Source organism: Leptospiraceae bacterium (genome assembly GCA_024233835.1).
Lineage (GTDB): Bacteria > Spirochaetota > Leptospiria > Leptospirales > Leptospiraceae > JACKPC01.
Map to the genome: position 1 here is coordinate 980079 of JACKPC010000001.1, position 20904 is coordinate 1000982.

21 protein-coding genes are annotated in these 20904 nt (G+C 39.1%); 8 read left to right on the forward strand and 13 right to left on the reverse strand.

Annotation, left to right across the window (positions count from 1 at the left end):
• Nucleotides 1–6: 6 nt before the first annotated feature.
• A complete protein-coding gene (locus H7A25_04525; GenBank protein ID MCP5499141.1) occupies nt 7–1440 on the reverse strand; it encodes an SH3 domain-containing protein in 1434 nt (477 codons plus the stop codon).
• Nucleotides 1441–1601: 161 nt separating this feature from the next.
• On the opposite strand from H7A25_04525, the gene H7A25_04530 reads away from it, so the two are divergent.
• Nucleotides 1602–2114: a hypothetical protein gene (locus H7A25_04530; GenBank protein MCP5499142.1), complete on the forward strand. Its 513-nt coding sequence runs from the start codon at nt 1602–1604 to the stop codon at nt 2112–2114.
• A 12-nt stretch (nt 2115–2126) separates the two neighbouring features.
• The gene (locus H7A25_04535; GenBank protein MCP5499143.1) at nt 2127–2897 is read left to right on the forward strand and encodes an NRDE family protein; all 771 of its coding nucleotides are present in this window, start codon (nt 2127–2129) and stop codon (nt 2895–2897) included.
• A gap of 36 nt (nt 2898–2933) precedes the next feature.
• On the opposite strand, the gene H7A25_04540 is transcribed toward H7A25_04535, so the two are convergent.
• Both H7A25_04540 and H7A25_04545 read right to left on the reverse strand, forming a co-directional pair.
• Nucleotides 2934–3731, reverse strand: coding sequence for a response regulator (locus H7A25_04540; protein ID MCP5499144.1), 798 nt, complete (start codon nt 3729–3731; stop codon nt 2934–2936).
• Between the two features lie 63 nt (nt 3732–3794).
• Complete coding sequence (locus H7A25_04545; GenBank protein MCP5499145.1) at nt 3795–4220, reverse strand: CopD family protein; 426 nt, start codon at nt 4218–4220, stop codon at nt 3795–3797.
• 90 nt (nt 4221–4310) lie between these two features.
• On the opposite strand from H7A25_04545, the gene H7A25_04550 reads away from it, so the two are divergent.
• Complete coding sequence (locus tag H7A25_04550; GenBank protein MCP5499146.1) at nt 4311–4553, forward strand: hypothetical protein; 243 nt, start codon at nt 4311–4313, stop codon at nt 4551–4553.
• On the forward strand, nt 4553–5965 hold the full coding sequence (locus tag H7A25_04555; protein MCP5499147.1) for a sodium:solute symporter family protein: 1413 nt from the start codon (nt 4553–4555) through the stop codon (nt 5963–5965). Before H7A25_04550 ends, H7A25_04555 begins: the two co-directional genes overlap by 1 nt.
• Here H7A25_04555 and H7A25_04560 read toward each other — a convergent pair.
• The 9 genes from H7A25_04560 to H7A25_04600 form a co-directional block, all read right to left on the reverse strand.
• Nucleotides 5939–6574 (reverse strand): hemolysin III family protein, encoded by a 636-nt coding sequence (locus H7A25_04560; GenBank protein MCP5499148.1) that lies wholly within the window; start codon nt 6572–6574, stop codon nt 5939–5941. The genes H7A25_04555 and H7A25_04560 overlap by 27 nt on opposite strands.
• Nucleotides 6564–8267: a glycosyltransferase family 39 protein gene (locus tag H7A25_04565; protein ID MCP5499149.1), complete on the reverse strand. Its 1704-nt coding sequence runs from the start codon at nt 8265–8267 to the stop codon at nt 6564–6566. The genes H7A25_04560 and H7A25_04565 overlap by 11 nt, the downstream gene beginning before the upstream one ends.
• A 2-nt stretch (nt 8268–8269) precedes the next feature.
• Complete coding sequence (locus H7A25_04570; GenBank protein ID MCP5499150.1) at nt 8270–8542, reverse strand: Cys-rich protein; 273 nt, start codon at nt 8540–8542, stop codon at nt 8270–8272.
• Between the two features lie 115 nt (nt 8543–8657).
• Nucleotides 8658–9260: a hypothetical protein gene (locus H7A25_04575; protein MCP5499151.1), complete on the reverse strand. Its 603-nt coding sequence runs from the start codon at nt 9258–9260 to the stop codon at nt 8658–8660.
• Between the two features lie 50 nt (nt 9261–9310).
• The gene (locus tag H7A25_04580; protein MCP5499152.1) at nt 9311–10456 is read right to left on the reverse strand and encodes a VWA domain-containing protein; all 1146 of its coding nucleotides are present in this window, start codon (nt 10454–10456) and stop codon (nt 9311–9313) included.
• Nucleotides 10457–12715 (reverse strand): hypothetical protein, encoded by a 2259-nt coding sequence (locus H7A25_04585; GenBank protein MCP5499153.1) that lies wholly within the window; start codon nt 12713–12715, stop codon nt 10457–10459. It abuts the gene before it with no gap.
• Nucleotides 12715–13791, reverse strand: a complete 1077-nt coding sequence (locus H7A25_04590; GenBank protein ID MCP5499154.1) for an AAA family ATPase — start codon at nt 13789–13791, stop codon at nt 12715–12717. The genes H7A25_04585 and H7A25_04590 overlap by 1 nt, the downstream gene beginning before the upstream one ends.
• Before the next feature lie 23 nt (nt 13792–13814).
• A complete protein-coding gene (locus tag H7A25_04595) occupies nt 13815–15329 on the reverse strand; it encodes a hypothetical protein (GenBank protein MCP5499155.1) in 1515 nt (504 codons plus the stop codon).
• An 8-nt stretch (nt 15330–15337) separates the two neighbouring features.
• Nucleotides 15338–16633, reverse strand: coding sequence for an SWIM zinc finger family protein (locus H7A25_04600; protein MCP5499156.1), 1296 nt, complete (start codon nt 16631–16633; stop codon nt 15338–15340).
• Nucleotides 16634–16807: 174 nt separating this feature from the next.
• Here H7A25_04600 and H7A25_04605 point away from each other — a divergent pair, with 174 nt between their 5' ends.
• From H7A25_04605 to H7A25_04615, 3 genes are read left to right on the forward strand one after another with little or no spacing between them, the layout of a single operon-like run.
• The gene (locus H7A25_04605) at nt 16808–17770 is read left to right on the forward strand and encodes a hypothetical protein (GenBank protein MCP5499157.1); all 963 of its coding nucleotides are present in this window, start codon (nt 16808–16810) and stop codon (nt 17768–17770) included.
• Nucleotides 17771–17774: 4 nt separating this feature from the next.
• Complete coding sequence (locus H7A25_04610; protein MCP5499158.1) at nt 17775–18575, forward strand: hypothetical protein; 801 nt, start codon at nt 17775–17777, stop codon at nt 18573–18575.
• Nucleotides 18572–19222: a hypothetical protein gene (locus H7A25_04615; GenBank protein ID MCP5499159.1), complete on the forward strand. Its 651-nt coding sequence runs from the start codon at nt 18572–18574 to the stop codon at nt 19220–19222. Before H7A25_04610 ends, H7A25_04615 begins: the two co-directional genes overlap by 4 nt.
• An 88-nt stretch (nt 19223–19310) precedes the next feature.
• On the opposite strand, the gene H7A25_04620 is transcribed toward H7A25_04615, so the two are convergent.
• The gene (locus tag H7A25_04620) at nt 19311–20123 is read right to left on the reverse strand and encodes a PAS domain S-box protein (GenBank protein MCP5499160.1); all 813 of its coding nucleotides are present in this window, start codon (nt 20121–20123) and stop codon (nt 19311–19313) included.
• Nucleotides 20124–20424: 301 nt separating this feature from the next.
• Here H7A25_04620 and H7A25_04625 point away from each other — a divergent pair, with 301 nt between their 5' ends.
• Nucleotides 20425–20901 (forward strand): hypothetical protein, encoded by a 477-nt coding sequence (locus H7A25_04625; protein MCP5499161.1) that lies wholly within the window; start codon nt 20425–20427, stop codon nt 20899–20901.
• Nucleotides 20902–20904: the final 3 nt, after the last annotated feature.

Here is a 20904-nt window from a genome sequence, read left to right on the forward strand (position 1 = left end):
CTCGTTTTATAATTGTATCAATTTACCTTTTTGATACTTATAAGTTATTACTTCTTTTTGTGGAGTACTGTCTCCGTCTTTCCATTTATATCGGGTTTCGATTATAGACTTATCCTGAATTTGTAACTCACCTTCACCACCCATAGATTCAAAGGATTGTAATTCTTTATAACTCCCATCGATAAAGGCCATAAACTTATAAAAAGAGCCTCCCCTGCCGTGCTCTACGGTTATGATTTCGGGAATTCCATCCATATCAAAATCTTCAATCTTTAATTCTCCATTTAAACTGGAAGATATAATTCGATACGATTGGTTAGATTTTTCTAATATATACTGCGTCATAGAAAAATTTCCGTGATTATTATTGGTTTTATACCCTGTGGCGATGTGAGCCAGGTAAAAGGAAGGATTCGGTTTTTCCGGGTTCGGAGATTCGAATTCCAGAGGGGTGAGTTTCGTTTCTGTAAAATTAATATCTCCTTCTATAGATGTTTTCACTAAATTTATAAATCCGGATTCAAATTCCCCGGCATTTTTCAGGGTATACGTTTCAAAATCTTCTTCGCTATAATAGGTTCCGGAATCAGCACTTATCCAACCCATAGCCTGGGAATACATATCACTGTAATTAATAAATTCCACCATTTCTATTTTGAAGTATTTCTTTCCGGCTAATTCTACCATAGATTTAACTACACCAAATTCTCCTTTCTGAGGAAAGCCCTTATAGTTCATCCCTTCTCCCTGAAATTCTTTATTTTCAGGGTTTATCGGGTCTTTTCCGGGGTTTTCATAGTATACGGGAGAATCTACAGTTATCAGTATATAACCACTATCCTGGGTTTCTTTTCTTTTGGATGCTAATTCTGCTTCTTCTTTTGTATAGAGATTTACATAGCCTGCGAATATAAACCCGGTTTCCCCTGTAGTTGTTTTAATTTCGAGCCAGCGATCATACTTATCTTTTATCGCCTGCATAAAAGAACCCTGCTTGATTACTTCAACAAGACTATTTGTGGGCAAAACCTTTATTACTTTCGCCTTAAGCCCGGGTTTTTGTCTCAGGTTTAAACCCCCTTTGGCTGTGATTAAAGCGACGTTTTTTGTGCCAGCCTGTGAAAAAATGGATACATTCTTATTGATGAGAACTTCATTATAGCTGAGATAACCCCTGCTTTCTCCGGAACGGATTTCATACCAGTATCTTTTATCTTTCAGTTTTGGATCGGGAATTTTTTCTTCTAAAACTTCGAACTGAGCATCAACAGGTAATACACTAATTTTATGTCCGTAATCGGCGGGTTTTTTATAAACCGGAACTCCATTGAGTCCGACTACAAAACCCTGGTAAAGAACGGTTTTGGGCTTTTCCTTGCAGGAAAAAAACATAATTACCAAGAAAGTAGACAATATTCCTGATATTATTCTTGTTTTCATATTTACTCCGGGATTAAATTTAAATTGGAACGGTTTTTTTTAACCTTAGACTATACCGAATCAGGGTATTATATAGAATGAGCTTTGTAAATTAAAAAAGCCAATTTGCGTTTTACCAAAATCCTTGAAAAAAATAGCGAGTTTCCCTTTCCTGTTAGACTATGAAAGCCCTATTTGCTCTTTTTCTTTTTCTTTGTATTTCAGGAATGCCAAAAGCCCTTCAGGCAGAGGGAAGTATCGGTATTGGTGGTTCTCTTTTTGGCCCTTCCGGACTTAGCGGTAGGTTTTTACTAAATAATAAAATGTCGGTAGATACCGCTCTCGGTTTAAGCTCGAACCGTTTTCATCTTCACGGAAGTTTCTTGTATAATATATACAGCCCGGGGACTAATAGCGGAATTTTTGCCGGGCCAAATCTTTTTAGTTGGTCCATTTATTCCGGAATGGGCCTTATTTTTTTAGAAAGAGAAAATAAAACCAGGGACTTTTTTGAAGACTTCTTTTCGGATTCTTATCTTTTACAGACCGGGCTTCGTATTCCTCTGGGATTTTCTTTGTTTTTCGGAGGAAAAAAGAATATAGAAGCCTATACCGAACTCAGCGGAAATATTTTCTTTGGGAAAAATAAGGGTACGGATGTACTTTTTGCTCTCGGTTGCCGGTATTATTTTTAGGGATATAAGTATATGTGTATATTATTTATTGCTTTAAAACAACATAAGGACTTTCCCCTGATTCTTCTTGCCAATCGGGATGAATATCACGAAAGACCCACCACCAAAGCCGGATTCTGGCCGGAATTTCCTGAACTCTTAGCCGGAAAGGATGAAAAAGAAGGAGGAACCTGGTTAGGTTTACATACAAACGGTAGAGTCAGTGCTTTAACCAACTACAGAGACATGAAAGCTCACAGGGAAGGAAGACTCTCCAGGGGACAACTCGTAAAAGACTATTTGCTTTCAGATAAAGAGCCGGAATCTTTTTTAGAATATCTTCAGACTTCCAATGACAAATATAACCCCTATAACCTTTTTTTCGGAAATCTTCAGAGTCTTAGATTTCAAGTATATAGTAATATGAACAGGGTATGTCATGAACTCAAAGAGGGTTTTCACGGACTGAGTAATGCTCACCTGAACTCTGATTGGCCCAAAATAGCAAAAGGTCTGGCTCTTGTTAAAGATTATATACTGAGTGAAAATCTGGAAGTGGAAGAATTATTTCAGCTCATGCAGAATACAGAAAAGGCACCGGATCACTTGCTGCCGGATACAGGAGTGGGTCTTGAAAACGAACGCTTTTTATCTTCTATTTTTATAAAAAGCCCGGTATACGGAACCCGATCTACCGCCCTTGTTTTTCTAAAAAAAAATGGCCTCGTAAGTTTTTATGAAAGAAGATATGCAGCGGATGGAGTCTTTTCTGCTGAGAGTATATATCAATTTAGTTTATCCTAAAGACGATTGAACAAAAGCAGAAATCAAATTCCTAATTTAGTCCATCATTAAGTATCTGGATTTATCAGGCATATTGTTCTTATCCCCTTTTTCTTCCGGTTCTCCAAAGTTTGCGAGAGAAAGGCCTTTGTACTGCAAGAAATACTTTTTATCTTTATCCTGTAAGAAGGGACCTTTTAAATAAATGTCCTCGTATTTCACGCGGGTTTGTTTTGCGAGTTTGTTGATGAGATTATCGAGATAATCTCCGGCATCTTTCGTGTACGAAAGTTCCTCTTCTATATAAATTTCAATTATATCAAGGCCGGAGTTATTTTTTAAATATAGCTTACAAACGTCTAAAACTTCTTCTGAGAAATCTTTATACGGACAACCATGAAGTACTACCTGAAATACATTAGCCGACTTGCCTCTGTAGGCAGGCTTGAAGGGATGCTCACTTTTTTGGATAATATCTTCCTCTTCTAATTTGAGTATATTCTTTATCCGACTAAAAATGGCATCGGGCATGATAGGTTTAAGAAGGTAAGTATGAATCAGGCTGACTGATTTTAGAACTACCTGCTTATCACGAACCGCTGTCATCATCAAGCAGGGGGTATCATTCAGAATGGGTTTGGCCTTTTGTAAAAAACTCAAGCCATCTAAGACCGGCATTATCTGATCCACAAGGACTATATCAAAGATATTCCCTTTTGTTTTTACAATATTCAGAGCTACACTACCATTTGCAGCATAGGTTACAGCAAAATTGTATTTCTCTAAGTAATGAATAATCGCCTGTGAGGCAAGCTCATCATCCTCGACCAGTAAAACCTTGTACAACTTCTTCATAACAGGTACAGGATATGATTTGCAGGGTTTTAAAAGAAAGTCTTTTTTATTCCCTTTATCTTGTTACCAGGGTTTTAAAATTACAAGGATTACGATAAAAATAAGAAGTAGAGTGGGAAACTCATTTAAGACCCTGAAAAGTTTGGAGTTGTATTCCTTTCCTTTTAGTAGCTGATGTCTGTAGTATTCAGAAAGGAAATGCTGGAATAAGACCAGGACAACAAGCCCGACTTTTATCCAGATCCAGTAGGTTCTGGCGAAAGAATTCCACTGAATCCATAGAAGGGCAGTTCCACAAAAAATTGTAACTACCATTGCCGGTCTCATAATGTATTTGTAGAGTTTTCTCTCCATTACAGCAAGTGTATCTCTTACTTCCTGTGAACCGGTTTCCGCATGATACACAAATAATCTCCAGATATAAAATATACCGGCAAACCAGGCGGTAAATGCAATGATGTGCCAGATTTTAAACCATTGATAAGACATTTTTTGCTCCTAATTCTAATTTATCCTGATAATAAAAATGTTGAATAATTCTAATATTTTTCGATATGCTCTACCAGAAAGGAGAATTTTATGAAGGATGAAGAAAAGAGCTCGGAAGAGACGGAGCTTAGCACAGGAAAAAAAGTTTTCTGGTCGATTACAGCTCTCGGAAGTTTCGTATACATGTTTATCCCGGAAGCCACAGACCTTGTCCCCATTATTGGCTGGTTGGATGAGGGAGCTGCCGGTGGAATTTTCTTATACTCTCTGTCAAAGCTCGGTATTCAGCTTCCTATTCTCGGAAGATTATTACAAAGGAAATCTAAGAAATAATGCTGGCTCTATTTATTTTTTTATACCTTGGAGGAACCTTACTTGTGGGGATTCTTGCTTCCCGATTTGTGAAAAGCTCCATGGACTTTGTTTTAGCCGGAAGAAACCTGCCGGCTTTCTTAGCTACATCGGCTTTGTTTGCTACCTGGTTTGGTTCGGAAACCATCCTCGGTGCTTCTTCTGAATTCGTTAAAAAAGGAATATTAGGAATTATTGAAGAACCACTGGGCGCTTCTCTCTGCCTTTTTCTGGTAGGGGCATTCTTTGCTCGCACCTTTTACAGGATGAATTTAGTAACGATCATTGACTTTTTCGGAGTGAAATTTGGTAGGAAAGCCGAGATTATTGCTGCTATCTGTATTATTCCTTCCTACTTCGGTTGGGTAGCTGCCCAGTTAGTTGCCCTCGGAATTATTCTCCATAGTGTTACAGGAATATCCATGGTAAGTGGAATTTTTATCGGGGCCTCTATTGTTGTTTTATATACTTTTGTAGGAGGAATGTGGGCTATCTCGATTACAGATTTTCTTCAGACCATTATTATTGTAATAGGCCTTTCTTTACTTTTATATGAATTAGTACCGGCAGCGGGAGGATTTCAGGCTATTGTAAAAAAAACAGGTCCCGGTTTTTTTCGTCCCTTTCCTAAAACGGACTATATTTCTTTGACCAACTATTTTGTCGCCTGGATAACAGTGAGCCTCGGTTCTATCCCGCAGCAGGATATTTTTCAGAGGGTCATGTCCTCTCGCTCTGAAAAGGTAGCGGTATCTTCTTCTTATCTTGCCGGTGCCTTATACTTAAGTATAGCCTTTCTGCCCTTATTTGCTGCTCTTGCGGCTACACAGGTTTATCCCGAAATCTTACAAACCAATCCCCAGGAAATCTTACCTACGGTTGTCCAAAAGCACATGCCACTTTTTATACAGGTTATATTTTTAGGAGCCTTACTCTCTGCAATCATGAGTACTGCGAGTGGAGCTATTCTGGCTCCGGCTTCTGTTCTGGGTGAGAATATTATAAAACCCTTAATTAAAGAATTAGATGATAAAAAACATTTGCTTCTACTCAGGATTTCGGTTTTTTTAATTGCTTTAATAGGAACTGCCTTCGCCCTGCATCGTAGTAATATTTATGAACTGGTGGCAGAAGCTTCTTCGATTAGTCTTGTATCCCTGTTTGTTCCCCTTCTGGGTGGTTTGCTCTGGAAAAGAAGCAGCGCAGTAGGGGCTATACTGGCGATGGTTTTGGGACTCGGAACCTGGTTTTTTTTCCGGGTATCTTCTTTTGCTTTTCCTCCTCCCGTTTTACCCGGTCTTGCTGCATCTTTTTTGGGACTTCTGGCCGGAACTTATTTATTTAGAAATAAGGAATATACGGATTCTCTAAATAACGTAGAGATAAATGGATAAGAAATGACTGAAAGCCCCTGCGACTACGAAGATATGCCAGATCGGATGAAACAGGGGTCTATGGTCTTTTAAGAAAAAATATACCCCTATCATGTAAAAAAGGGCTCCTCCGACTAACCAGACAAGACAGGAATTACTCAGAGTCTGGAATACCGTTTTAATTTCTAAGAGTACTGTCCAGGCAATGAGTACATAGAAAAGAGTGGAAAGCAGGTTAAATTTATGAGCAGCAAAGGCTTTGAAAATAATTCCCAGTGCCGAAAGTGACCAGACAATTCCTAATATTAAAAGTCCTCTATCATTGCGAAACTTGACGAGAATATAGGGAGTATAGGTTCCGGCAATTAAAAGATAAATAGCAATGTGGTCAAATTTTTGAAAGAGTTTTTTCGCTTTTCCTGTGCGACTATGGTATACTGCCGAAATGAAAAAAAGCAGGAAAAGAGAAGAGCCATAGACCGAAGAACCGAGAATTTTCCAGATATTTTCTTCACTGACAGCATTATAGACAAGAAGTAACATGGCAAAGAGGCTAAATATGGAGGCTCCTCCATGAGTAAACACATTTAGCTTCTCGTCCGTATTCAGATATTTCAGTTTATTGAGCATTTTTATCATTCTCCAGGGACACTTTATAGATATATACTTTATCAAGTAAAAGAGGTCTACTTTTTTTTAAGAAAAATTCCCTCTCCGGTTTGGCAATTCTTCCATAACTCGGAAATTCATTTACCTTTTCTAATTTAAATTCTTTACCCAGATATGCCTTTAAGGAAAAATGAAACTTGCCTGGAACTATAAGTAGACGTTCTTTGTCTTCTATTAGCTTTTTCTTAAAAGTCTGTATATCAAAAATACTTTTTCGTAAACGTTCTGCGTAAAAAGCATAGGAGCGCTTGGAAAAAGATAATCCATAAGCAAAAAACTCTTTTTTCCCGGCTTCTTTTTCCTTAATAACTGCGGCTACCTGTTTGGCCGGCTGATAAGATAAAAGTAAAGGATATATATAGAGAGTGGTTATGATAAAGAGGGCAAGAGTAGAAAGACTAACACTCAAAATTTCCCATTCGAAGGAATCTTTTAAGAGGTAAAGAAAAAGGATGAAGAGTATTGGTATAAGGTAATATAGAGAATTTACATCCACCGTGTAAATGGGTATCAGGACGATTAGAATTACAGAAACTATCAATACCGGATAAAACAGGAGTCTTTGCTTTATGGAAGTTTCCGTCTTAAAAAACTCGACGAGACGATCGGCCGTATACAGAGAAGCTGCCGGTAAGACCCAGAAGATATACTGGGGGAGCTGGAATGTGGAGAGAGAAATCAAAGAAAAGAAAAGAAAAAGCCAGAACGGGATAACAAAATGGGCCCTCGGAAATTCATTCTTGCGTATGGTTTGCAATAGATAAGAAGGAAAAGATAAAAAACCGGAAGCTCTGTGAATGGATGCCCTGAGCTGTAAAAAGAGCAGCATAAAAAAAGGAAGGATGAAAGGCAGAAAAGCCCAGGAAAAATTTGAAATAAAGAAACCGGGATTCATTTTACCACCGGCATGTAGACCCTGTCCGGTTATCTTTCCGAAAGACTGAATCCAGAGAAAAAAGTTGGGCCCGTAAAAGGAAAATTCCTGGTATAAAAAGTAAGACCAGAGTAGGGGGAAAAAAAGCAAGATAGGAATTCCGCCTATAAGTTTCATTTCTTTTAAGAGCTTCCAATCTCTTCGCAGTAAAATATCTCCTCCTATTGAGATAGCCGGTATCACAGCAGAAATAGGCCCCTTGGTAATAAAACCCAGACCCATGCTTAAATACATTAGATAATAGTAATTTTTATTTTTCTTTAAGCCTGAGAAGTAGAAATAATATGTAAAAATTAGGAAGGCGACTAAATACACATCTGTCTTGGGGTCTATTACCATAGCAAAGAGACCGGGGCTTAAAAGGTAAAGAATAGAACTTAGTCTCGCTTTTTTTTCGTCTTCGTATAGTAAAAAGGAGAGCTTATATAAAAAAAAGACTGAGAAAAAAGTAATCAGTATGGCCGGGATTCTATAGGCATAATTATGAATACCGAAAATAAGATAGGATAGAGCAATACTCCAAAAAGTCATAATCGGTTTATCGAGGTATTGCTTACCGTTGTCTCGTAAATATATAAAATCCTTTCGCTCTACCATTTCTCTTGTAATTTCTGCATACTGGGCAGAATCTATATCCATTACATCAAGGGGAAGAGTTAATAGGTATGGAAGGGAAAGTAAGAGAATGAGTATATAGTAATATATTGAATCTTTCTTCATATTTACTCCATTAGATCTGATTGCTTGATACATTCCGCCATCCCCTTGCAGGAATTATTGGCTTCGTCGTAACAACTAAGAATTTGCGATTGTAACCTTGTGCATCCATCTACACACTGACGTCCGGCCTTATCCTGTAATTCAGCCGGGACTTTAACCTTATAGGTTTCTTCGGTACAACGAATAAACATATCACAGGCAGCCCTGCACTTTTCCAAAACAGGATCTTTGCAGGAAAATAGAACAAATAGGAGGAAAATAGATAAATGCTTCATAACTTAAATACAATGTTTCGATTCAGGCCTTTTCTGGGAAGTAGATTTTTGACTTCAGATGAAAGAGATAGAACTCCGGACTTTTGTGAAGTCCGGGAAAGAATTTTAGTATATACTATTTTAGACTATTTAGATACTCTTCCAATTCCAGTAAGGGAATGAGTTTATTATCTTTAGGTGTCTTATCCATTGAGAAAACATGGATAGAGCTGATCTTTTCTGCGTAGAAACGCTCCCCGATTCCCTCTACTATGGAATCCACCAGGGCAAAATGTAACTCTTCTTTTTCATCCCCGGAATCACTGTAGTTAATTTTCGGAACGTATATATCTAAACTAATTTGTTGATTCTCAGTCTTCCGATTAGGGAGAAAATAAACATCAGCCACATTCATATCTGAGCTTTGTAAAAAGATCGTCTCCTCAAAGCCCAGGTTTGGCATGAGAGCCTGCACTTCCAGTTCGGATAATTTAGGAGCTTTCGAAACCATTTCTTCTATCAGGGGAAATAGTTCTTTGTTTCCCCCGGCACTGAGTACTAAAGTTAGTATGTCATCATCGGAGAGCATAAACTCGTAGAAAATTTCAGGATGTATTTTATCGAGAGCTTCTAATATTTTCTCGTAGATTTCGAGTTCTTCAGATTCTTCGTCTGTAAGTTCTTTTATATTCTCCTGAATGATCTTCCAGAAATTTTGAATATCTTCCATTTTACTCATATTGTTATGTCCTTAGTTTATATTTCTCTTATATATTATTTTAGCAAAATTTAAGATTCTCTTCCGAGAGGAATATTATTTTTTGCTGCCCATTCAGAAAGACTCTGCTTTTGTATGGCCGCGGCCATAAGTTCCGGGAATAAATCCGGCGTACAGGAGAATACCGGGACTCCGAGTCCGGAGAAATAGGCTGCATTATTTCTGTCAAAAAAAGGAGCTCCATCATCACTGAGTGCAAGAAGTGTAATCACCTGAACCCCCGAACTCACAAGAGAGGCCACCTTTTTTCTCATCTCGGTCTGATTGCCACCTTCGTATAAATCGGTGATTAAAACAAGAATTGTATCCGAGGGCTTATCAATGATTTTTTGACAATAACCGAGGGCACGGTTGATGTCGGTACCACCTCCTAACTGAACACCAAATAAGAGTTCCACCGGATCCTGTAATTCTTCTGTTAGATCGACAAAGGCCGTATCAAACACCACCATCTTGGTTTTTACGGAAGGGATGGAAGCCATGACCGCACCGAAAATCCCGGAATAGACTACAGACGAACCCATAGAGCCACTCTGGTCGATACAGAGAACTATATCTCTCAAAGAAGAACGCTTTTTACCGTAACCATATCGAGTTTCCGGGATAATCGTTTTATAGTCTTTCTGGTAGTTTTTTAAGTTTTTACGAATAGTTGTATTCCAATCGATTTCGTTATGCCTCGGTCTTCTATTGTTTCGATTGGCTTTATTCAAACTTCCGGAAATCGCCTGACGCACGGGTTGTTCTAACTTCTTCATAAGTTCCTGGACCACCTTGCGCACAACCTGTCTGGCAGTATCCTTGGTTTTTTCGGGAATCACTTTTCCGAGACTCATCAGGTTTGCAACCATGTGGACATCGGGTTCGAGAGATTCAAGCATTTCTGGTTCTGTAAGCATAGAAGCCATATCCAACCTGTCAAAAGCATCCTGCTGCATAACTTTGACTACAGAACTGGGGAAGTAAGTACGTATATCTCCGAGCCAGCGGGATACATTCGGTGATGACTTACCGAGGCCACCTTTTCTTTCCGAGTCATACAGGGCAGAAAGCGTATTGTCGATTTGTAGTTCCTCTCCCTGTAGCTGAACCCCTGTGCCATCCCTCTGTTCTCCACCCAGCACTAAACGCCAGCGTTTGATTTTATCATCCTGCATTTACTTTGTCTCCAGGTCTAAAAGCTTTGTTACAAGCGGAAAGGTTTTCTCTCCCCTTTTAGGATTAAAACCGGATTTATTCTCCAATTCAGAAGTTCCTGCTATCTTTACACCTCTGGCTTTCTCTCCGATTTGTCTTCTTTCCGGATCGGAAAAATTGGAAAAGGTTCTTCTCAATAAGGGGAGAATTTCTACAAATTTTTCCTTATCTAATTTTGCTATCCAGGCATCTAAGATTTTAAAAATCGAATCGTCGTAGAGTAGTAGTTGTGCAGCTCCCTGTAAAAAACCTTCCAGCCAGGAAGCCGAGTAAGCAGTTTCTACACCAACAGAAAGGGCGAGTTCCAATTTTTCTTCTACTTGCCCGGAATTAAAGATTCCATTATCTAAGAGTAATTTCACACATTTTCCGTGAATGATTCCATGAACATCTTCCGTATCCATTATTTCTTTCAGAGTATTTACCCAGCGTTCCGTTAAAGAATCGTTGTTTATTAATTTGAGATTAGAATCCACAGAAGCGATTCGTTCAAAAGTGGCTCTTGCCGCATCATCGTCGAGAGAATAACAGGCATTCGGAAGGTTGATGCAGGTTCTGACAACCAGATTCTCAATCAGGGCTTTTGTTACTTCAGCATCCGTTTTTCTTACATTCCCCATTGCAGCATTTACAAGAGGGCTAATGGCTTCCATCAATTGGAAGACATCTCCGCAGACCGCTGCCAGGTTGTCTACACGATGAACCAGTATACTTACAGTTTCCGGCAAATCCGCAAATAAGCTTTTTTCAAAGAGTCCCGTGATTTCAGGCAGGGAATTTGAGTTTTGAACCCGATTTTGTATATACTTCAGGGAAGCATCCCGAATGGTATTTCCCCAGATTCCCATTTCAATAATACTCACCGATAATTCGGGTTCCCATTTAAGTCTCCAGGCTTCCCAGAAGGTACCCTTGCCTTTTGCATGTATGTTTTTACCCCAGTGAATACCGAGAATATTGAGCCTGTGTAGAAAATGACTTCTCTCTAAGTCCAAATCTTTTCTCAAGTCTAATTCCAGATCTTTTGATTCGGCTGTGGCCTGTAGCCTGAGTTTTTTCTGCAATCGTTCCAGATCCACCTGCAAAGGTACTTTCGGTGCGGAGTCGGGTACCTTACCGAGAGCCTTTCCGATTATCAACTCTTTTTGAATAAGTTGCAAGGGAATTTCATCTCCCATGCAGATAACCGATTGTGTGGCTTCATTCAGTTCTACCAGTCCCGGCCTCGGAATGTTTCGAATCGAAGCGAGAGCATCGGCAAGCCTTACCGACTCAATCACATGGGCTACCGATACATCCATATTCTCTTTGCGAAAGGTTCTGGCTACTTTTGTCATCCAGCTTTCTGTGAAGTTCTTGTTTTCCCAGATATGCTTATACCAGCCGGGTGAGCGAATGCCGGCACCATATCCGCTCTGCATACTCAGGCGGCTAAAAGTCCAGGGAACCCAGGTGGATTGAATTTTTTTTACGGCAGGAAGTTTCTTTAAAAGAGCGGCATCTTCTTTTTCGTTCGTTCTATCTTCAAGGGCAGGGCCGTGCCAGGCACCGCAGATAATCGCAATTTTCTTGTATTTCGCTTCTGCTTCCCGAATTGTCTTTCTCATGAAAGCTTCTCTTAGTTGCTCTTTTTCATCTTCCACTTCGGGTAGCTCGGTTCTCAGAACATGGATAGCTTCCTGTATGGCTTCAAAACAATCTTCCGAATTTTCTCTCTGTTCGAAGGTGTATTCCCACCAGAGTTCTCCATCTTTATAACCGGCTGCTTCGGCGAGGTAACGAAATGGATCGTGATTAACCGGAATTTCGGAAGCTTCTTTCTCTACTTCCGGTTCTTCTGTTTTTACAGGTTCAGTTGTGTTCTCTTCTTCCGTTTTCTCTGTTTCTTCTTTTTTAAGCTCAAGAGCAATTCGATTGGCAATAGGAAGATCCATAAAGTGCAGGGCCACCTTTTTTTTCAGGGCATATTGCATGGCCTGCCATTCCGGAGAAAATTCGGCAAATGGATAAAAAACGGCTCTTTGAGGTTCTTCCTCCATATAAACCAGAAGGGCCACGGGCGGCTTCATCTTCTTATCCATAACAAGAGGCAGAACATCTTCTGAATCGGGAGGTCCCTCAATCAAAACGCAGTCCGGCTTGAGCTTTTGTAGATGTGTTTTTACTGCCTTGGCCGAACCCGGGCCGTGGTGTCGTATACCGAGAATATGAACCGACATTAATCTACTTCTTTACAGGCCCTGTATATATCTTTCCAGCCGTCTCTCTTTTTTACCACCGTTTCCAGATATTCTTCCCAGACAATTTTATCCTGAACCGGATCGAGAATGATGGCTCCTAAAAGACCGGAAGCCACATCTTTAGCTGTAAGCTTTCCATCTCCGAAATGACCGGCTAAAGCCATACCGTTACTGACAACAGCTATAGCTTCGGCGGTACTCAGAGTTCCGCTTGGCGATTTGATTTTTGTTTTACCATCCGAACTTAAGCCGCTTCGCAATTCTCTAAAGATAGTTACAATACGCTTAATTTCTTCCATAGCCGGGACTTCTGCCGGAAGTTCGAGGGCTTTGCCCATGCTATTTACCCTTTGTTGAACAATTTCAATTTCTTCTTCTATTGTATCGGGAACGGGAAGGATCACCGTATTGAACCTGCGTTTTAGCGCACTCGAAAGTTCATTTACTCCCTTGTCGCGGTTATTGGCAGTAGCGATAAGGTTAAAACCTTTTACAGCCTGTACTTCGGTGTTTAACTCCGGAATAGGAAGCGTCTTTTCTGAAAGGATGGTAATCAATGTGTCCTGCACATCAGAGCTGACTCGGGTAAGCTCTTCCAGCCTTGCAATTTGTCCCGATTGCATAGCTTTCATGAGTGGAGTAATTACAAGAGCCTTTTCCGAGGGACCTTCTGAAAGTAAGCGAGCATAGTTCCAACCGTAACGAATGGCCTCTTCTCCGGTACCGGCAGTTCCCTGGATCATGAGAGTTGAAACACCGCTGATTGCAGCCGCCAGATGCTCGGACACCCAGGATTTGGCGGTTCCGGGTAGACCGTATAAAAGTAGGGCCCTATCCGTAGTAAGGGTAGCTACAGCAATTTCCATTAACCTCCGGTTGCCGATGTATTTGGCAGATACCGTGAACCCATTTTTTAACTTCCCACCTACAAGATAGGTAACCACAGCTTCAGGAGATAGCTCCCAGTTTGGAGGTCTTTTACTCTTATCCTGTTTTTTTAATTCGGCAAGCTCTTCTTTAAATTGTTCTTCCGCGTGCGCTCTCAGTACTGACATTTCAAATCCTTTCTATTTGTATTTTATGATATATTGAAACTTTCTTTAATTCTTTTTCTAAGCTCTACTGCTAAAAGCATGTTGCTGATAGCCTCTTTTAGAGAATCATTATTAGCTACGATTTCATTGGCCTTTTCGAGAAAGTCCGGGTGAATGTAAGGGTTCAGGGTATAAATTTCATTCTTATTGTAGTACCAATTTTTATACTGAGAACCCAGTTCATTCATGGCTTTCTGGGTAAAATTATAGGACCAGGGAAATCTGCAATTATTCAAATAATATAATATATTAATTCCGTAACGACCCGTAACATAGATTTTTTTATCTAAGAAATATTCCAGATCTGTGTCCTGCAAAGAATCTAAAAGACGAATCACCACATCTTCCTGCATAGCCGGAAACTTGCTGTTTTTGGATTTTTCTTCAAGAATAGCTTTTGCCCAGTCTCTATCGGAATGCAGAGAAGTAGAATCATAAATGGCAGGAAGGAATCTGGCATTCTTCTTAGAAGATTGTAAAAGCCGGATAAACTCTTCCGGATTTGTACCGAGGTTTGAGCTGAGTTCAGAAGGAGGAAGCAAAGAAAGAAAATTAAAGACTTCTCCTTCTTCCGGAGTCAGACCTTTGATGTCCTTATCCAATTTAATGCCCAGATCCGAAAACATCTCTCCTGTTTTTGTTGGAATAATAAATTCCAGGGAAGCTGAAGAAAGGAGTTTTCCGGAACCCTTAAACTTGATACAGGAAGGAATATAGGCGGATAATTTTGAACGTAATTTGGAATCTTTGATGCGGACTAAAAAATCAACTGCAATGCTTCTCACCCTATCGCTTTTGTCAGATAAAAAGGATTCCAGCATTTTCTCATCATCCGGGGATAAACCCTGACGCATACAGAGTAAAAATGCAGTTCTGTTGGCTGCATTTTCTTCTTTCCAGGTAGAGAGGAGATACTCACGGCTTAAAGCGGCATCTCTTTCCCTTACATTTTTTAAAAGCTCTACTCTTTCGGCAGTTTTACCTTCTTCCCAGGCTTCTTTTTCGGTTTTCGGGCTCAGGTAATCCCAGTCCGGGTTTAAACTTACGAGCCATTCTCCGCGTTTACCCGTACTATCCGGAAGGTACTTTCGCAGTTCTATAAACTTTTTTCCGTAGTCTAAAAGTCTCGGAACAAATTCGGGTGGAATTATTTCTTTAGTATTTACACAGGCAGAAAGGAAAAATTGTAGAACATCAGCAAAATCATGGCTGAGAATCTTTTGCAGGATAGAAGTTTTTTCGGCTGAAATAATTGCTTTCGTTTCCGGTTCTGCTTCTTTATAGGGAATCTCTGACATCTTTGGAAATTCCTTACCTGCATTTATATAATTTAAGCTTAAAGCACAGAGAAAGAAAAACTCTTCTTCCGGATTTTTTGCTTTTCTTTTCACATTCTCTCTGAAGCCGGAAAGAGTATCACTAAAGGAAAGTTTATCGAGACTCTCTTTGGCCGTACCGAAAAGAGACACTTTTTGTAATTGTAACCAATCTTCTATCATAGTATTTATTAGAATATTATATAATGTTTATTTTGCCAGGCACCCAGGGGCAAAAACTCATCTTCTTTTCGTAAGAGAGCCATAGTCAGGGGTCTGCCACCGCTTAGGGCCAGAAGTTCCCAGGCAGCAGGAAAACCTTTCTCCACAGAAACAAATCGACCTTCAGAATCCTTAAGGTATAGGCTACCCTTATCATAGACAGGAGCCACATTTTCAAGAATAAGAGGAACTCTATCCAGCCAGGGGTTTATGGAAAGTAAATCTGAATAGGCTTCCTGCACTTCTTCAAGATTTTTAAATCCCTCCGCTAAAAAAGGTTCTGTGTTATTCCCTTTTGTTTTTACCAGGGCGCGGTATTGTGCGACACCGGGAAAGAAAACCAATTCGGCTTCAATCGAAAGACCGGGCATGAGGCTTACATCGTGAATCTGACTTCCGACGGCAAAGCTCAAAATAAGAGCAAAGCGTTTTGTCTTCTTGCCGTAGAGCCAGTTGGATTGAACACTCAGGTTGTCTTCCTGTTCGACTTTTTTACTCAGGATAAGGTAGGTATCTTTGATTCCTTCTTGTAATTTAAGCTCATCCTGATTTTGAGGCCAGCCTATAAGAGAACGAAGTTCTTCCTGAAGGTCTTCAGCCTGGGAGTTTATATTTTTATGACCCTCCGTAGTAAGATAAATTCGACATATCTTTTTTAAAGTTAGAGACTTCCAGGAATCGTCATTAAAGTTAATATCGGAGAGAGAACGCAGCATAGCCGCAAGCCCCGTAGCCTGAGAATCCACCATTCTCGCGCGGGCTGTTTCCCAGAAATGAGACTCCTGAACTGTATCCAGAAGACCCACCCGAATCATCCCCTGCAACCTGTCCTGAAGTTCAAGAATTCCTTCCTGGATTTTTTTCTCCTTGGCTTCTGTGCGTTTGGCTTTCGCTTTTTCATCTACAGGTTTTTTGGGAGCTTTCTTTTTTTCTTCACTGGCCTGTCTTTTATCCAGCCATTCTTTTACCCAGTCCGGCTCTTCGGTAGTTTTAAACGTAGAAGATTGATTTACATATAAGAGAAAAAGCCCCAGTCCATGCTTGCAGGGAAACTTCCGACTCGGACAGGAACAGCTAAAGGCAATATTTTGCAGGTCAATCTTCGTTCTATAGGGATTCTTCCCGCTACCCTGGCATTCTCCCCAGAGAGCCTTCTCGTTTACCGCATAACTTACCCACTTACGGGCATTGGCCAGTCCCTTTCCGGCTTTGGTTGAGGAAGCATCGGGAGAAAGTGCCAGCACCTGCTCTTCTGTCCAATTCATAGCACCATTGCCTTTCGGGATTTAAAGCACTTCAAGAAGAATTTTAAATTTTTCAAAAAATTCTAATTAATTCTTTACGGGATGATTTTGGGTAGTGAGATAAAGGATAATAAGGTTTTAAGATTTGAAAAAAGATTGAACCTTAAAGCTTACAAAGATTATTTTATAAATTGCATGAAATATTTTACATTTCTAATATTCTTACTACTTACTGTAAGTCCGGAAGCAAAAGAGAAGTCTAAATTCATGGTCTATCCCTTTATAAACCTGCAGGGAGTTTCTAAAAAAGCAGCCCTGAACAATACCCTGATAACTTCAGAAATTTTAGAAAATTTATCCTTAGATTTAATAGAGAAAGATAATGTTTCATTAGAGGATATCCCGGATAGGCTCCCGTCCATAAAAAAGATGTCCAGGGAAGCCGGAGAAAAAGGAGCAAATTATCTTATCTGGGGAACAGTCCGGGCATCCGGTTATAAATACTATAGAAATATTTATATCATTGATACCGAATCAGAAAACATTTTATATGATTTTTCGCTTGAATGTTCGAAGTCTAATTGTACCCGGAAGGAATTATACATTTTAAACCAGAAGATTAAGACCTTTTGTGATAAGCATAAAATCTCCTACAAGAATAAAGAGATAGTATCCAAACTTACAGGAACACCTCCCGGTGATAAATATCTTAAATCAAACGACTACAAAACACATAAAAAATATTTGTCTTTAATTCTCCCGGGTAGCGGGCAGTGGTTACTGGGAAGCGAAAGGAAAGGGTATCTATTCTCCGGATTGTTTTTATTTACTTTAAACATATATAATGCACAAAAATATATTTATTCTGTGGAAGAATCTCGAAAAGCAAGATTTTTAAAAGGAATCTCTCTATATGCCTATACCCAAAACAATCCTTCTTATGGAGCTATTTGGGTTTATGGAGAGAAAGCCGAAAAAGCAGAAAAGGGCTGGGAATACAGTGCAAACAACTGGCTCTTTATTGCTGCCTGTGTCTATGTTTATAACGTTTATGATATATTCTATATTTCTGATGATACCAACTTCTCTCTAAATATCCAAGCTCCTATCCGGAAACATCCAGCAGTTTTCTCGATAGGAATCCATCACAGGTTTTAATCCTATGAAAAAATTGATTCTTATAATTGTTTTAATATTCATGCCAAATTTTTTATTATCGAAAGAAGTCATCGGAAACAAAGAATTATCGCATAGTGAGTTAGGCCCTTACGGACAGGAAGTAGAGAGGCAAACTTATAAAAGTTTTTTAACGATCGGCCTGGATGGTTTCAAGCTTACAACTGTAAACCTCGGATATAACTTAAATAGTTTTTTCTCTCTTGGAGTTTCTTATAACTTTCATTACAACGGGGGCTGGGATATGGGGACTTATGATTTTGGCACAATGGATAAGGGAATTATTACATATGCCGAAACATACCAGCAAGATTATGGAAAAACACAGGGCGTACCTGATATGAACCTAAATGCATTCCTACATTTCTATCCTTTCATCCAGGACAACTACCCCTATTATATTTCAGCTTACCTCGGCAGAACTCGAAAATCAAAAGTTATACTTTCATCCTTAAATACGGTTTTTGTGTCTCCGGCTATATTCGGAACGGAGGAGTATGGCTACCCGGTTTTAAGTATGACAGCAGAATTATTACCCACATTTTATTATGGATTAGGGCTTGGTGGAAAGTTTTTACTTCCATTTGGATTAACGGTAGGAATTGAATTTGGATTGGTAAGTCTTCATAAGCCTGCATTTGATCCTAACATAAAACTGGCTTATCCGGATCCCGGATATATAAGCCCGGAAAGGTTTTGGATCTTACATGAACAATTAAGATATGCGGTCCGGCCACCAGGAACGATAAAGTTGAACTATGCGTTCTTAATAGGAATCAGCATATGAAATATTTTCTTTTACTAATATTTTTAATCATAAATTGCAGGGCAAGTTTACTAAACAGAAGCATCGGATATAAAGAAATAGAAGTTAAGAACTCATCGGATCCAATTGCCATACTCAAAGATCCGATATTAAGATTACAACAACCGAGCGGCCTGCCTGACCAGAAACCTTATTTGGAAGCCTATAAAGAGAGCTTAGTAGACGCAATCCTTGTTCACATTCAAAATACCGGAAAGTTTTCTAAAATCTATAGAGAAAAAGAATATGTGTCTGATTCAGAAGATACTATTTATATCCAAATTGATATTCGTGGTTCGGAAAGAATCAGGATAGGTTATTATAACCCGGAACCGTGGAATGAGGATTCAGGTGATATATTGTTTTTGCCAACCTTTATACCGGGGTTCTGGCCTGCGACGGGTTATTTTCCTCTTCTCGCAAAGACCGGAAGCATAGACATCAATCTTGATTGTACACTAAAAAAAGCAAGCAAAGAACAAAAGATATCTATTCTTAAATCCGACAAATATAGCTTATTGATTTACGGAGTCTATCGGAGAAAAGAGGGAGAAGAACTCTCTATACTTTTATTCGAAAGAGCTCTTGAAGAACTCAGCTTGAAAATTATAGATACAGAATGGGATTAGGAATTTGATGATTAGATGTTTGGAATTAAAGGTATGCTCAGGAATTAGTAGGGGGCAATTAACGGGCCAGCCACCAGCGATTAAGCTGTCAGCGTTCAGCTTTTTTACTTTCCGTAATATCCTGATTTAGTGCTACGACCCCTTCAAACTGATTATTTTCATCAAAGATGGGTAATGCCCAGTTAAATATTATTTTATGAGATCCATCGAAGCATTCAATCTCTATTTCCTCCTTAAAAGAGGATTCTCCATATTTGATTGCTCTTGCTACTGCCCAGTCTTCCTGCTTTATTAATTCTTTCGTGCTATACCACCAGGCTTTATACTGGTGAAATTCATCTATTCCAACATAGAGAGCACCTTCCCAAATATTCTTTCCGGTTTCATTACCGTGAATAATTACGCCATTCTTATCCGTAATCCAAACGCCCACAGGTAATATTTCCAGAATGTGTTTTAACCAGGATTCGCTTTTTCTCAATTCATTTAAGGTATTTTTTTGTTCTGTAATATTCTGAATAGTTACATGAACTATCTCTTTGTCTTCAAATAAATATTTACAGGGAGTGGCCATAGCATAAAATGTGGTTCCATCTTTTCTCTTGAAGCTTGTTTCAACACTTAATTTCTCTACTTTTTGCATAGTATCTCGCACTTTGGCAGAATGTTCTAATTCAGATTCATCATGTAAATCAAATATACTCTTTTTTAAAATTTCCTCTTTTGTATAGCCAAATTCATGCAACGCACTATCATTAATATCTAAAATATGCATGTCAAGATCATGAATGATAATTGGGATAACTGAATGCTTAAATATCTTGTAGAAAATATTGTTGTTTTTATCACTTTGCAGGAAGTCCGTAAATGAATTTGATATTTTATGAGCTTTATTTTCCATGATTTACCTCCACCGGTTCCTGCGAAATTATTGTTTTGTTTTGGCATGTTTGACTTGAGGAATAGAATTTTTATGCAAATAATACTGCATAGTTAAGAATTGAATGAACTTAAATTACCGTCAAGAAAAATAACATCACCGCAGGAAAGGTGAAAAAGGGTATATATTTGTAATTTCTATCCTACAGAAAAATTACAGAATACACCATATTTTTAAAATTTGCTATTTGAAACCTCGCTTGACAAAGTAGAATAAATACAATTATGATAGACTTAAAAACAGGAAAGGAAATGCTTAGCTTATGAAACTCCTATGGTCTTTATTCGCTCTTATTCTATATTTCGCTGCTTCCCTGCTTTTTTCTTACCCGTTTACAACTTCGGAAAAAGCCTTTTTTGAATCCTATAAATTCTACGATTCTGAGGTTCGGCATTCGATGATTCGTTTCCCCCAAAGCCTTATCACGATAAGCAGCCATTGCCTGAAGCGAAGCGGAACGAGGTATTATTCGAGAGACTGTGAAGCCTGGAAAATCTATGAAGGTATAGACGACAGAAGCCTGATTAAAAAAGTTTCGGAAGGCCCCTATGCTCATCGTTCTACCTCTGAAATTGTATTCGCCCTCTGCAAAGAATCCGGGGGAGTGGTTTATTCTGAAGTGAATGAATATATCCGAATGGGTAGAGAGATAGAAATCATGGATTTTTGTGGCTATGAAGACGGGTCAATGGCTTCGGTTCGTTCGATTCTGCATTTTTTGCAAAAGAAGACTCTATAATAA